The following is a 14,323-nucleotide window of genomic DNA, read 5'->3' on the forward strand; positions in this document are numbered from 1 at the left end:
TTTAGGGTCTCCACAAACCCTTTTTAAGGAGGTATTCTGTTTTTGTAAATCTCTCACTTACCCGCAAAGCAAAGCTTGGACCATCAGCAAAGCTGAAGGTTTAATTTATTAATTAACAACATAATGATTCGTAGATAATCACCTGTTTCTATTATATGAGCCCACGTATTTGTTGTTTCTAAGAAAACATTAGAAAAGATGATATAAATCGATAAAAAAAGGGCTGTAAAAAAGCCTTTTTTCCCCCACCATATTGATGACAGGATAATGGGGATATAGTACAGATGGGTAATAATGGTATGGGTATTATAGATTTCATGCCAATACCATGTAAGAAAACAGAGTCCTGTCAAAAAAATAACAATCAGGACTATTTTTTGTTTTTCATTTTGTCTTTCAACTTTTTCATACATTTTATTCATTTTATTTAACCTTTTTTCCCTGCTCAAGCACAAGCTGATCCCTATATCTGGTTTAGAAAATTTTCAATTCACATTTGGATCTTTTAAAAGTTGGAATTAATTCATTAGTTAAAAAAGGCTGAAATATATTTTAGAGCGATAAACAGGATACAACAGCTTAAAATTCCTTTAATATATACAGCTTTAATATATTTTTGAACCCTTGCCCCCAGATACATGCCTAAAATTCCGCCCGAACCAAACAATGCACCCAGGATCCAGTCTGGAGATACGGCCACTTGAGGGTATATAAAGGCCAGAAGCTGGTAAAAAATCACACCGGAAACTGATGTAGCAAATGTCCCCAAAAGGGCTGCCCCAGCGATCACGTGTACGGGCAGGCCGATGATGGTGACAAGTATCGGTGCAATGATTGATCCGCCTCCAATGCCATATATCCCGCCAATAATCCCGACTAAAAAACAAATAATGTAAATAGGTAACGGTGCATAACCATATACTTTTCCCCCAAATGTAAACGTAACCCTCTTGAACGAGACGTCCATGACGGCAAGACTGTGAAAACCCGTCGTCTTGATCTGTCGGCCTGTTTCCTTTGTCTTCTGTTTACTTATAATATCCTTTACAAGCTTCCAGCCGATATACAGCAGAACGAGCCCTGCAAACATCTTGAAATTCTTTGGATCAGGCAAATACTCGATTCGCACCCATGCGCCGATAAAAACCCCGGGCAAAGTTCCGATAATGATCGCCCTGGCCAAAGGCCACAACATTCTTTTTTCTTTAATATACCGGTATACTCCGCTGGGTATGGCAATGATATTGAAAACATGATTGGTGGCGGAAACAGAAGGTGACGTATACCCAAGAACGCTCATTTGAAACGGCAATAATAAAAATGCGCCGGAAATACCGCCCATTGAAGTAAAAAACGAAACAATCAGCGCCGTAAAGAAAATAATATACGGATTGGCATAAATTTCAGCAATTGGAAAATACACTTTGCCTCCTGCTAGTATGGTATTAAAATGGATTGATCCGGTTAAAAATAAGCCGGGGGATGGCCTGGCGATTACCACTCCCCGGTTTATTTTGATTTTACCGTAAAAAATCCCACCTGAATTATGAATTTAAAATTTTTTCCATCTCAAAAAACAGGTCCTGCTCTCTTATAACACCCACAGTTTTATCAGTCAAAGTGACAAGAAGACGTCTCTCGTTGCTGTGAAGCATGAGGTATGCCGCCTCCATCAGGTTTGATCTGCTGTTAATAGAAATGGGAGAAGGCGACATGATGTCACTGATGCATTTATTCTTGGCATCCCGGATTCCCATATTGAACATTCCTTTCCAGAACATGGGGGAATATTCAATACTGTCTGCCAGGGATGGCTTGGCCGCGGAAAGATATTCCGGCATGATCGTTTCCAGCATATCCTTGATGGTCAAAATCCCTTTTATCTGCTTGTCAGAGTCCCTCACAAGAATCGACCGATGGCCGGTCTCCATCAGCTGGTTTGTGGCCATTTTTGTAGCAAAAGATTTCTTCAGCGCATTAATTGCATCCTGTACAGTTTTATTTTCATTGATGGTTGTGTACTCAGTAATCGGGATCATTACAGATGTAATCCGTCGTTCTTCGTGCTCAGATGATTTATTTGTTTGATAGCAGGCTTCCCTGATTTTTTCTGCCAGAAGATCAATATCGCAGGGTTTGCTCAGGTAATCAAACGCCCCTTCAATAAGGGCTTCCCTTGCTGAAGGCCTGGCCCCGTGACCGGTCAGCATGATGACGGGAAGATCCGGTCTAAGCTTTTTTATTCTTGCCAGGGCCTCGTGCCCGTCAATGCCAGGCATTTTGATGTCCAAAATAACCACATCCGGGGCTTGTTTAATTTTTTCAAGAGCCTGTTCACCACTTTCTGCAAGGATGGTTTCAAATCCTTTTTTCATCAGTATCTTTTTTGTCGTTTCCCTGAATCTTTCTTCATCATCCACCATTAACACTTTTATTGGGTTTGTCATTTATACTGTCTCCTTATTGATCAATACTTTTCATAATGTTTACATGATACCTGAATTTTATCCTTTTAATTAACGAATGCTATCACTGCTGAATATATCAAAAAAAACTGAACCGTCATAGAAACCAATAAAATTATCAATGCCTGTTTCCATGTAAACCCGCAGGTATTTTTAAATCCTGTATATATCAGCCACCATTTCCAGGGCTCCGAGAACCATAGAAAGAAAGGCAGCCAGGATATAAAAAGGGTCACCCCTGACGAAAAGGCATACAGACTGAAAACAATAGAAAAAGAGGGTCGTTTCCCAAAAATCAGGGCCATTGCCGTATATCCTAAGAATGATGAAATAACGATCATTCCTGCGGCATTAACAAAAAAGATGATGGCCATTATCCAGACAGGTCTGGAATAGGCCCCGGTTAAAAGGCTTGCAATGGAAAAAAAACCACAGCAGATCACCATAAACCCTAATGTCCTTTTCAATGTTGTATTTTCGGCAAGTTCCCTGAAAAACTGTCCGGGTTCAATTAAAAGCTGAATCAGAGAATAAGAATAAAACTGCCAGCTTTTTAAAGTGGATCCCAACATCATCGTACTCTCCTTTTCATATCTTCAAATCCTTACGGTTATACCAGTTTTACAAATATCCCCATCACCAGCATGACGATTGTCATAAAGAAAAAGAATTTTCGTTCCGTTTCTTTGCTGAAAAACAGTTTCCCGTTTTTCAGCATCATTTTTTTTGATTGTGCAACTTTCATTTGTTTATTCATAACAGCATCCGTTTAAAATTTAGTTAAAAACCGGGCATTGTGCCAAATCCCCTGAATGTCCAGTAAACACCGGTTAAAAAAAGTAAAACAACATTGGCCACGAAAAATATAGGGATACCGACTCTGAGATAATCTTTGGGCTCCAGGTATCCACTGGCGTAAACGATTGCATTGGGTGGTGTGCCGATAATCAGGCAATATGCAAATGAGGATGCAACGGCTGTGGCCATGGCCATAAACGGCAAATAAGAGGTTCCGGGATGAACCATGCCCGCCATGTTCAGAGCAATCGGTCCGACAGAAGCAGCAGCAGGGCCGTCTGCCATAAGGTTGGTCAAAATTGATGTCAGACCGTTACTGACCATCATTAAGGGAAGACCGGCTTCCATACCGAATTGTGATAAAAAATCAATGACGGACCGTGCCAGCCAATAGGCAGCACCGGTCTGATCCAGGGTTCTTCCAAATATGATGGCACCGGCATAAAGCCAGACAACCCCCCAGTCCACTTTGTCCTGGTAATCCCGCCAGTTAACAACCCCGGTCAGAATATAGGCAACCGCACCTGCTATGGCAATGACACCAATACCCAGCCGGATGGGATAAATGCCCATATTAAAAAATACTTTTTCCGTAAACCATCCAAACACCATGATAGTAAATATGATCAGGGCCCATATCTGTTTTCCGTTCCATGATCCCATTTTATCAATTTCTATTTTTAACTGATCCATGGCAGGTGCCAGGGAAACGATTTTGGGTCTAAAACGCAAATTGGTGATAAACCAGGTAATGGGAATCATGACGATTACAAACGGAAAACAATACGTAACCCATTGGAAATACCCAATATCAACTCCGAACATATCTGTTAAATACGTCATCATGATCACATTTCTTGCCCCGCCGGAAGGCGCTCCGGGCCCACCGATATTACAGGCCATGGCAATAGAGATCATCAAAAGCTTAGCCAGTTCCTTATCCTCCGGTACTTCATCGGTCAAGCTGTTCTGGTATAACAGCATTCCAATGGGAAGAAACATGGCTGCCAGGGCATGATCAGATATAAAGGCTGCCAGAGGAGATATGATTAAAAAGAAAATCAGGGTGATCCATTTGGTATTGGGGACGGCCAGTTTTTTAAACATGGCCATGCAGACCCGCTTATCAACGCCTGTTTTAACAAAGGCTGCCGCAAACATCAGGCTGCCCATGATAAACCAGCAGGCATCACTCCAATACAGCATAGCCACTTCTTTTCTTGAAACCACCCCGGTAAAAACAAGGATCAGGCCGACACAAAAAGCAACTGCGGGAAGAGGGATACACTCTGTTAAAAAACAGAACACAACAAACAATCCCATGCCAATAGCAACTTTTATATGCCATGCACCTTTATCAGCGGCTTTTTTATCCTTTCCTGTCAAATCCTCATATTTCAACCCTTCTTTTCTGGCCTTTAGTGCGCTTTCCATAAGAATCAGAAAATCAGCTTCCTCGACATTTGTTTTGATATACTCATGGGATTTATCAAAATTTTTTGGGCTGGTATTTATCTTATTTTTTTTGCACCACTTGACATTTCGTTTTAAAAACCGTTCCTTGTTTAAGGCCCCCATCCGGATATTTTGTTCCATAATTTTGGCAACGAGCAATTGCCATTGTTCAGCATCTGAGCTGTTCATATCAAACAGCTCTTTGGTAATATGGTTCACAACAACCTTGGGCCCGACCTTATATTCGGTACCGACATCCTTCATCCCATACGGAGTTGGCATCAATAGCGCTGCAAACAAAAGAACAACCGGAATTATGAACAGTTTCCAGTCTATATATTTATCATATCCAGTAGCTTTCTTCTCTTTTTTCATTTATAACCTTCCTGTATCAAAATTTTATTCATCATCGCCTTTGAGAATTTCGCGAGGGGATCTCATATATTTTTTGGTTTGTGCCAGCCTGATTTTTTCTTCAAGCCTTTGCCGTTTTTCAAATGCCTCTGTTGCTTTTTCAACAATTTCATCAATATCAGCCGGTTTCATCAGGTAATCGTTGGCCCCTGATTTCAGGCCGTCAATGGCTGAGTCCACAGTGGCATGCCCGGTCAGCATAATGACTTCCACCAAAGGATAAAGTGTCTTGATTGCCTTTAGTGTCTCATTTCCGTCCATCCCGGGCATCTTTACATCGAGGATAACCACATGAACATTTTGTGATTTTAGTTTTCCAAGGGCCTCCTCCCCGTCTTGAGCCGTTAAAACCTCATACCCTTTTTTTTCAATCAGTTTTTTGGTTGTTTTGAGAAAACGTTCTTCATCATCAACCAGCATGATTTTCATTTTTTCCACAATAAACCTCCCTAATTTTCATTAATGTATAGCCGGCAAACTGATAACAAAGGTCGTGCCGACATTTTGTTCACTATTGACTTTCATGGTGCCGCCAAAACTTTCTATAATCCCGTAACAAACGGAAAGCCCGAGCCCTGTCCCTTTCCCCACAGGTTTTGTGGTGAAAAAAGGAGAAAATACTTTTTCAATATTTTCCGGACTAATGCCGCTTCCATTGTCGGTAATTTTTATTTCAATCCTGTTTTCATTTTTCCTGCAGACCGCAACACTCATTCTTCCCCCGGATGAACCGTGCCGTTCTTCAATTGCATCCATGGCATTATTGAAAAGGTTAAGTATCACCTGCTGAAACTGGGATGGATCTCCCATGAACCCGGGAGCTTGTTCTGAAATACTTTTAATAATTTCAATACCACCGACCACGGCTTTTTTTTCTATCATGCTGATAATTTCAGGAATAACGATAAATGGACGTAATAATTGCTCTTTTGTTTCATTTTTTCGTCCGAACTTTAAAATAGCATGGGTGATTTCAGAACAGCGATTCACCTGGAGCTTTATCTGGTCCACTGAGTCCTCAATGTCTATTATATCCTCATTTTTTTCCATTCCATCTTTGCCGAACACATCATCCATGAGGGTTTCTATCAGGGTATATTCACTTTTAATAATTTGCAGAGGATTGTTTATTTCATGGGCAAACCCGGCTGCCATTTCCCCGATTTCAGCCAGTTGGGCAGCCCGGATCAACTGATTCCCAAGGCTTTCTTTTTCTATCCCCAGATGCTCGATTCTTTTAAGGATATGTTCAGTGGTATATATTGCGATCACGACGATGATCGCCCCACCGATAACCATGATCATTAAACTGATGTATAACGCTGAGTAAAACGATTTATACGCATCCTTTTTTTCCTGCCTGACCACCATGAGCCATTCCCTGTTTTTAAGCCAGATGGTTGCATATAAATACTTGTTTTTTGCAGAATCAATGTTAACAAAGGTTTGTAAACTATTTTGAGATTTTGGAAATTTCAAATAGTCCTGATCTTTTTCCAGGACCTGAATACCACCGGATCGCCTCAGTGTTTGTGCAACGCCATATTTATTTAAAATATAAGCTTCCCCTGTCCTTCCGATCCTCACTTTGGAAACCAGGGTACAAAAATACTGTGTGTCAATGGTTGCCCGAAGCACCCAGGTTTTATCCCCACTGTTCTGGCGTACCGCAATGATAAAATGAGGAATATTTCTATACCCCAAAAAAACATCGCTGATATAGTATCCGGTCTGCATGACTTTTTTGAACCACACCTCATCCTTATACTCTTTTCCTTTCAGCTGATACTTGCCGAAGTATCTTATGTGGATGCCCTGGGAATCAAAGAGGCCCAGGTCGACAAATGCACCTGACCGATTTTTTAAATTTTCAAATATAGTGTTAATGGCTTTGGTAGAATTAATTTCTTCAAAATTGTAGGTGTTTGTGATGAACTCAAGATCTGATTGACGTTCTACCAGAAAGGACTCGATCATATCACAATGATCTTCTACTATCCGTTTTAAACTGTTAACAGTGTTGTTTTCAAGTGCAGTAGTGAAAAAATAAAAACTGACCCCCATGGCCAATAAAAAGGGAATAAATGGAACGATTATCATATTGGTTAAAATAGATCGTTTGAGCTGCTTTTCTTTTTCCTTGCGTTCGCGATTGGTTTTTTCCATTATGCTCTCTTAAATTTTATGCTGATAATAATTTTTGTACAGTTATCCAATACCTTGTAATAACCTAAGAGCAACTATGATGCCGTTTTGATTCAACGGCCCATAAAAAAACATAACCCATTGAAATATAAAAAATATTTTTGTTTTAGAATTTGAGTTGGTGAAAAAATAATTTCAAATACGTGTCAGATTTTTTTACAAATTGTAAATCAATTTATGTGAAAATTGTGGGGTATGGTTATGGGTAGCGAAAAACACAATAACGCTTTTATTGTTGATAGTATAAAAACATCTTGTATTTCCTTAAAAAAAGATTTATTGCGCTTTTAAGATCTTCATTCATATGAGAAGATATGAAAAATAAATTTTAAAAAACTCAGAATTTATAAATAATAATAAAAGGAGTCAAACCATGCTGATAGGAATACCAAAAGAAATCATGTACAAGGAAAACAGAGTTGCAGCACTTCCGGAAACGATTGAAAAATTTAAAAAACTGGGAGTTGATGTGCTTGTTGAAACAAAGGCAGGTGCCGGGGCCTTCGCGGATGATGGAGAATATCGGAAAGCCGGAGCCCAGATCGCAGCTGATGCAGCCGAGGTTTTCGACAGATCAGACGTTATTTTAAAAGTCAAGGAACCCATGTTTAATGAGCAGTTCAACAAGCATGAGATCGACATGCTGAAAGAAAATCAGATTCTTATAACTTTTCTGCATCCGGCAGCTCCTTCAAATCATGGCGATGTGAAAAGACTGCAGGAAAGAAACATCACAGCCTTTACAATGGACGGCATCCCCAGAATTTCAAGGGCCCAGCGCATGGATCCGTTGACTTCCATGAGTGCTATCACCGGCTATAAATCCATCATTATTGCTGCTGCTAATTTTCCTAAATTCGTTCCCATGATCGGTACGTCCATTGGAATGATAAAACCGGCCAATATTCTGGTAATCGGCACCGGCGTTGTCGGGCTCCAGGCCATTGCAACCGGGAAAAGGCTGGGGGGTGTTGTCAAAGCGGTTGATATCCGGCCGGCTGCAAAAGAAGAGGCAGCAAGTGTCGGGGCCAAAGTGGTGAATTTTGATCCCCCGTCGGAACTGGTCCTTGGAGAAGGCGGCTATGCCAAAGCACTTCCAGAAGAATGGCTTGAAAAGGAAAGACAGGCACTGGCTCCCATAGTTGCAGAATCTGATATCATTATTCTCAGCGCTCTTGTCCCGGGTGAAGTTGCCCAGCATATAATCACAAAAAAAATGGTTGAAACCATGAAACCCGGCTCTGTTATTATTGATGTATCCATTGACCAGGGAGGAAATTGCGAGATGACAGATCCCGGAAAAGAATTAATGCATAATGGTGTCTACATCTGCGGGATTAAAAACATACCCGGTTCAGTGCCGGTTCATTCTTCGTGGCTGTATGCCAATAATCTGTATTATTTTGTTGAGAACCTGTTTAAAAACGGGGCAGACGAATTTGACATGACAGATGAAATCATCAAAGGTGCGCTTGTTACGCACAAAGGAAAACTGTATCACGAAGGAACGCTCAAGGCCATGGGGCTGAATAATTAAAAAATTTTCAGGAGCAAACCAATGACAAATCTTTTATTGATGGCAGGGGTATTCCTGTTTTCCTTTATCGTGGGATATTTTCTGATTTCCAGAATTCCCACATTGCTTCATACCCCCCTGATGTCCATGACAAATGCCATTTCTGCCGTCACCATATTAGGGGTGTTGATTCTTTTCTCGGTGGCATCAACCCGGACTGAACAGATCATAGGATCAGTGGCGTTTGTCATGGCCGCTTTCAACCTTGTGGGTGGTTTTGCAATTACGGACAGGATGTTGAGACTGTTTAAGAAAAAAGAAGCGGGGGGTGGAAAATAATGATTGAACCATATTTTTCCATGAACCTGTTTCTGGATTTTTGTGTCATCGGCATCCTTATACTGGGCATCTGGCTGTTTCGCTGGCCCAACACTGCAAAATTCGGCAATCTTACCGCAGCTTTTGCTTTAACCTGTGCTGCTGGCCTGGTTCTTTATCGAAGCGGCACCCTGTATCCCTATATTGTGCTGATATCCCTTGTGATCGGTTCTGCTGCCGGATATTGGGTAGCAAAAAAAATCACCATGATTCAGATTCCGGCCATGGTTGCTTTTCAGAATGGTGCCGGAGGCGTTGCATCTTTTTTGATTTCTTTTGTCGAGTTGATGAGAGGAGCTCAACACCTTGGACCTGTAAATGAATTTTTCGGTCTCTTAGGTCTAACTACCGGAGCGTTGACTTTCAGCGGATCCATGATTGCCGGCGGGAAACTGTCAAACAAGCTTGACCAGACCCCACGCATACTTCCAAACCACACCTGGCTTGTCATAATAAACCTTGCTGCTATTATCGCACTGATTATTGCGGCTCTGTTTGCACCCTCGGGCAGTCAGATATTTCTTTATATTTTAATTGTTTTATTGTCTATTCTGTTTGGGATTATTTTTTCCATTCGTATTGGCGGGGCTGACATGCCAGTGTTGATTTCATTTTTAAATGCAACGACAGGACTGGCTGCTGCCTTTTGCGGCATGATTATCGAAAACAAGCTGTTAATTTCATGCGGGGCCACTGTTGGAGCTTCAGGATCAATCCTGACCTATGTCATGTGCCGGGCAATGAACCGCAGTCTTTTCAGAGTTTTTGTTCCTCTTGAAACATCCCCTCAGGAACCAGCCGTTAATAATGGACAGACCCTGACTGCCGACCCTGTTGAAAAGGAAGCCCCTGATCAAACCAGAGATCAATCCAGTGAGCAAACCAACTTACAAAAAACGGTTGAACTTGCCCGAAAGGCAGATAAAATCATTATTATACCCGGCTATGGCATGGCCGTGGCACAGGCACAGTTTGAAGTCATTGATTTTTCAAATAAACTGCTTTCCATGGGAAAGGATGTAAAATTTGCCATTCATCCGGTTGCCGGAAGAATGCCCGGACACATGAATGTGCTGCTGGCTGAAGCCGGGGTTGATTATGATCTGCTGGAAGAAATGGATGCCATAAACCCTGAATTCAAGGACACGAATTTTTCCCTGGTTATCGGGGCGTGCGATGTGGTGAATCCCGCAGCCATAGAAACTGACGGCTCCCCCATATCCGGCATGCCGATTTTGCTTGCCCATGAATCAAAGCATGTGGTGTGCTGTAACCTGGATAACAAACCCGGATACTCCGGTGTTGAAAATCCTTTGTATAAAAACGACAATACCATCATGCTGCTCGGAAATGCCAAAGAGACACTCCAGCAATTACTTGAAAATCTTTCAGACGCCCCCCCTGCTATTGAAGAGCCCTCTGAAAAAAGCCATTTGGATGCAGCCATAACCGCATTGTCATCCGCCAAAAAAGTTATTATTATCCCCGGATACGGCATGGCGCTGGCACAGGCACAGTTCAAAGTAGTTGAGCTGGCATCAATTCTTGAATCCATGGGCACACAAGTGAAATTTGCCATTCACCCGGTTGCTGGAAGAATGCCCGGACACATGAATGTGCTGCTGGCTGAAGCAGAAATTGATTATGACAAGCTTTACGAGATGGATGAAATCAATCCTGAATTTTCACAAACAGACGCAGTTCTTATCTTCGGTGCCTGTGACGTGGTAAACCCGTCAGCGATAGAAATCGAAGGCACCCCTATTTCCGGAATGCCGATACTGACAGCCCATGATGCAAAAAAAGTGATCGTCTGCAATTTTGATGCAAATCCGGGCTATTCCGGGGTTGAGAATACCTTGTATGAGAATCCGAAAACGATAATGCTGTTAGGCGATGCCGCGGCAACCGCAAAGGAATTGATTGATGCATTAAAAAAACAGAATTGACATTTTCAATATCGAGTATAATCAATAATGTCAATCAGGGAAAACCCTGATTTTTGCAATAAAATTATTGAAATAAGTCTGAGTGACTTCCAGTCCTTTCAAAAATTATCATGCGTTTTGTTGCTTTGTATATCAAGAGCCAATCTGGCTCAATATGGCATTCTCGTCTTTCTTTGTAATTTCCAATAAGCTTGTGATCCCTGCATCTTTGGGGAAGTTGTTTCTCATTAATGAGCATAGTGAGTATTTTTTTTAATTTTTCTTTTGCTTTCCCTCTTTTTTGTAGTCGTTTCCAATCTTTTTCAAATTGCCTTGTGTATGACGGTTTTAACATTTATATCCCTAATTTATCAAACATATCACTATCGTCGTAGCAACGAATTAAGTTGTGTTCAGCGTCTGTGTCTTTAAATACTTTTTCCGTTGTTTCATTGGGAATTACGACATTAAAAGGCAGCCCATTTCTCAACTTCACTTGGCGATAAAAAAGATTAATGGCTTCTGTTGTAGACAAACCTAATTTTTTGAATAAATTTTCTACATCAGTTTTTAGATCAGGTTCAATTCTAGCTCTTACTGTTGTTGTTTTAGACATTATCATCACCTCCTAAAAAAACAATAACCCAAATGGGCTACATAGTCAAATTATTTGTGGCCCGTATGGGTTAAGATATATTTCCCGATCATTTTTTAAAAATCCTCATCAAACAAATCTTTTCATCTGGCGGCGGTTCAGCCAGACTGTTTCATCCTGCAAATGAGTGCTAAAATTTCAATCCACACTCCCGCATGGGGAGTGACATTATTTCTGTAGCGAGCTTTTTTAGTAGCGTGGTTTCAATCCACACTCCCGCATGGGGAGTGACTTACACAATAATTGATTGTGACCCGCTTGAAATTGTTTCAATCCACACTCCCGCATGGGGAGTGACACTCACCTGATACCGATTTCGACATTTTAACCGAGTTTCAATCCACACTCCCGCATGGGGAGTGACCCCGTATATGTGCCGGACCCGTCATCTTTATATCCGGTTTCAATCCACACTCCCGCATGGGGAGTGACCGCCATCTTGTTCAGGTTTGTCGGATTAACTTCCGTTTCAATCCACACTCCCGCATGGGGAGTGACCAAAATCCGCTCTGGACATGAGCCATGTCATGGGTTTCAATCCACACTCCCGCATGGGGAGTGACTGCGGCCGGCGTGATCTCAAAGGCAACCGAGATTGTTTCAATCCACACTCCCGCATGGGGAGTGACCGCCCCCTTTTTTCCCGGCCTGGGCATCAGGGTTGGTTTCAATCCACACTCCCGCATGGGGAGTGACGCATGCTTTCGTCTGCAGCCGGCTTGTCTTCCAGGTTTCAATCCACACTCCCGCATGGGGAGTGACCTTCAAACCGCCGGGACTGCAGATACACCAGCAGGTTTCAATCCACACTCCCGCATGGGGAGTGACGATACGGAGGTGACCAGTAATGACGGCACTCACAGTTTCAATCCACACTCCCGCATGGGGAGTGACTCTGACGATCGGAGAGGCACAGGGATATTGATTATGTTTCAATCCACACTCCCGCATGGGGAGTGACTTTACGATAAGCTCTCCGGCGGGTGTTTTCCGGTGTTTCAATCCACACTCCCGCATGGGGAGTGACATATAAAGAGGCCAGGGCTATATCCAAGACGCTGTTTCAATCCACACTCCCGCATGGGGAGTGACATTCCAAAAAGCCTGGCACCAGGCCCGTACCCAGTTTCAATCCACACTCCCGCATGGGGAGTGACTGATGTGTCCGGCAACACCGGCAAGGTGGCCTGGTTTCAATCCACACTCCCGCATGGGGAGTGACGCGATCATGCCGCCCTGGGGCTCACACAGATCACGGTTTCAATCCACACTCCCGCATGGGGAGTGACCGGCGACCAGGTGTCTCTTGACCAGGTCACGCATGTTTCAATCCACACTCCCGCATGGGGAGTGACCTCATTACAAATGTCACATAATTATGGAAGATTGCGTTTCAATCCACACTCCCGCATGGGGAGTGACTTAAAAAAAGTTTCGCAATAATATCAACAGGTTAGTTTCAATCCACACTCCCGCATGGGGAGTGACTAAGGCTTCTGACAAAATCATTCCATTTGCAGCCGTTTCAATCCACACTCCCGCATGGGGAGTGACACGGTTTGCATAATGATTGCCAGTTGTTTTGATTGTTTCAATCCACACTCCCGCATGGGGAGTGACTTAAAAAAAGTTTCGCAATAATATCAACAGGTTAGTTTCAATCCACACTCCCGCATGGGGAGTGACACGGGTTTATTGATTACTACGACACTGAGGGTATGTTTCAATCCACACTCCCGCATGGGGAGTGACTTTCGTAATAATATCAACAGGTTAGAAAATAAGTGGTTTCAATCCACACTCCCGCATGGGGAGTGACCTGGGCAAATGCCGTGACCAGCCCGGATACCTCAAGTTTCAATCCACACTCCCGCATGGGGAGTGACCCACATATTGTATTGTTTCGACCTGATCGATCAAAGTTTCAATCCACACTCCCGCATGGGGAGTGACGTAATCGTTTTTGTCTATAGTTGTTGTCATACCGTTTCAATCCACACTCCCGCATGGGGAGTGACCATACAGGATGATATCCTCTGTATTGACGGGTTTGTTTCAATCCACACTCCCGCATGGGGAGTGACCTGGAACAAAGAAAAACTCCAGACAGCCTTGAATGTTTCAATCCACACTCCCGCATGGGGAGTGACTGCCGCCTCGTTAAACGCGGTCACATTTGACGTTTGTTTCAATCCACACTCCCGCATGGGGAGTGACGTAAAATAATTATTGAGATTTTGGCAAAATATGGGTTTCAATCCACACTCCCGCATGGGGAGTGACGATTTATCCAATTGTGAGATACCAACATTTTTCTGTTTCAATCCACACTCCCGCATGGGGAGTGACTTTGGATGATCCTCCGCGATCGGCCGGATGACCGGGTTTCAATCCACACTCCCGCATGGGGAGTGACGTTTTTATCCTCCTTACCTTATTATATATATACTGTTTCAATCCACACTCCCGCATGGGGAGTGACATTTTACTAATGAAAGCTCAGACCGAG

Annotated in this window: 13 protein-coding genes and 1 CRISPR repeat array; of the genes, 3 read left to right on the top strand and 10 right to left on the bottom strand. The window is 42.7% G+C overall.

Features of this window, described 5'->3' with window-relative positions; translation table 11 throughout:
- Positions 1–83: 83 nt before the first annotated feature.
- From HGJ91_RS14795 to HGJ91_RS14830, 8 genes are all read right to left on the bottom strand, one after another.
- Entirely contained in the window at positions 84–422 is a 339-nt protein-coding gene (locus HGJ91_RS14795; RefSeq protein WP_291348604.1) for a hypothetical protein, read from the bottom strand.
- 104 nt (positions 423–526) lie between these two features.
- Positions 527–1,423 (bottom strand): sulfite exporter TauE/SafE family protein, encoded by an 897-nt coding sequence (locus tag HGJ91_RS14800; protein WP_291348605.1) that lies wholly within the window; start codon positions 1,421–1,423, stop codon positions 527–529.
- Positions 1,424–1,544: 121 nt separating this feature from the next.
- Entirely contained in the window at positions 1,545–2,447 is a 903-nt protein-coding gene (locus HGJ91_RS14805) for a response regulator (protein ID WP_291348607.1), read from the bottom strand.
- Positions 2,448–2,512: 65 nt separating this feature from the next.
- The gene (locus HGJ91_RS14810; protein WP_291348608.1) at positions 2,513–3,040 is read right to left on the bottom strand and encodes a YIP1 family protein; all 528 of its coding nucleotides are present in this window, start codon (positions 3,038–3,040) and stop codon (positions 2,513–2,515) included.
- A 35-nt stretch (positions 3,041–3,075) separates the two neighbouring features.
- Positions 3,076–3,222, bottom strand: coding sequence for a hypothetical protein (locus HGJ91_RS14815; protein ID WP_291348609.1), 147 nt, complete (start codon positions 3,220–3,222; stop codon positions 3,076–3,078).
- 23 nt (positions 3,223–3,245) lie between these two features.
- Positions 3,246–5,093, bottom strand: a complete 1,848-nt coding sequence (locus HGJ91_RS14820; RefSeq protein WP_291348610.1) for a DASS family sodium-coupled anion symporter — start codon at positions 5,091–5,093, stop codon at positions 3,246–3,248.
- 24 nt (positions 5,094–5,117) lie between these two features.
- Positions 5,118–5,570: a response regulator gene (locus HGJ91_RS14825; RefSeq protein ID WP_291348611.1), complete on the bottom strand. Its 453-nt coding sequence runs from the start codon at positions 5,568–5,570 to the stop codon at positions 5,118–5,120.
- A gap of 21 nt (positions 5,571–5,591) precedes the next feature.
- A complete protein-coding gene (locus tag HGJ91_RS14830) occupies positions 5,592–7,298 on the bottom strand; it encodes a PAS domain-containing sensor histidine kinase (protein WP_291348612.1) in 1,707 nt (568 codons plus the stop codon).
- A 412-nt stretch (positions 7,299–7,710) separates the two neighbouring features.
- Here HGJ91_RS14830 and HGJ91_RS14835 point away from each other — a divergent pair, with 412 nt between their 5' ends.
- The 3 genes from HGJ91_RS14835 to HGJ91_RS14845 are packed head-to-tail and all read left to right on the top strand — an operon-like array spanning position 7,711 to position 11,180.
- Positions 7,711–8,874 carry an NAD(P) transhydrogenase subunit alpha gene (locus HGJ91_RS14835; protein ID WP_291348614.1) on the top strand — a complete coding sequence of 388 codons (1,164 nt, stop codon included), beginning with the start codon at positions 7,711–7,713 and terminating at the stop codon, positions 8,872–8,874.
- 21 nt (positions 8,875–8,895) lie between these two features.
- On the top strand, positions 8,896–9,192 hold the full coding sequence (locus tag HGJ91_RS14840) for an NAD(P) transhydrogenase subunit alpha (protein ID WP_291348616.1): 297 nt from the start codon (positions 8,896–8,898) through the stop codon (positions 9,190–9,192).
- Positions 9,192–11,180, top strand: coding sequence for an NAD(P)(+) transhydrogenase (Re/Si-specific) subunit beta (locus HGJ91_RS14845; RefSeq protein ID WP_291348618.1), 1,989 nt, complete (start codon positions 9,192–9,194; stop codon positions 11,178–11,180). Before HGJ91_RS14840 ends, HGJ91_RS14845 begins: the two co-directional genes overlap by 1 nt.
- Before the next feature lie 64 nt (positions 11,181–11,244).
- On the opposite strand, the gene HGJ91_RS14850 is transcribed toward HGJ91_RS14845, so the two are convergent.
- On the bottom strand, positions 11,245–11,514 hold the full coding sequence (locus HGJ91_RS14850; RefSeq protein ID WP_291348620.1) for a type II toxin-antitoxin system YafQ family toxin: 270 nt from the start codon (positions 11,512–11,514) through the stop codon (positions 11,245–11,247).
- Entirely contained in the window at positions 11,515–11,775 is a 261-nt protein-coding gene (locus HGJ91_RS14855) for a type II toxin-antitoxin system RelB/DinJ family antitoxin (protein ID WP_291348621.1), read from the bottom strand. It lies immediately after the preceding gene.
- A gap of 174 nt (positions 11,776–11,949) precedes the next feature.
- Positions 11,950–14,296: direct repeats of the CRISPR family, unit length 32 nt; unit sequence GTTTCAATCCACACTCCCGCATGGGGAGTGAC.
- The last annotated feature ends 27 nt before the right edge of the window (positions 14,297–14,323 follow it).

Source organism: Desulfobacula sp., from assembly GCF_014237455.1.
Taxonomy (GTDB): Bacteria; Desulfobacterota; Desulfobacteria; order Desulfobacterales; family Desulfobacteraceae; genus Desulfobacula.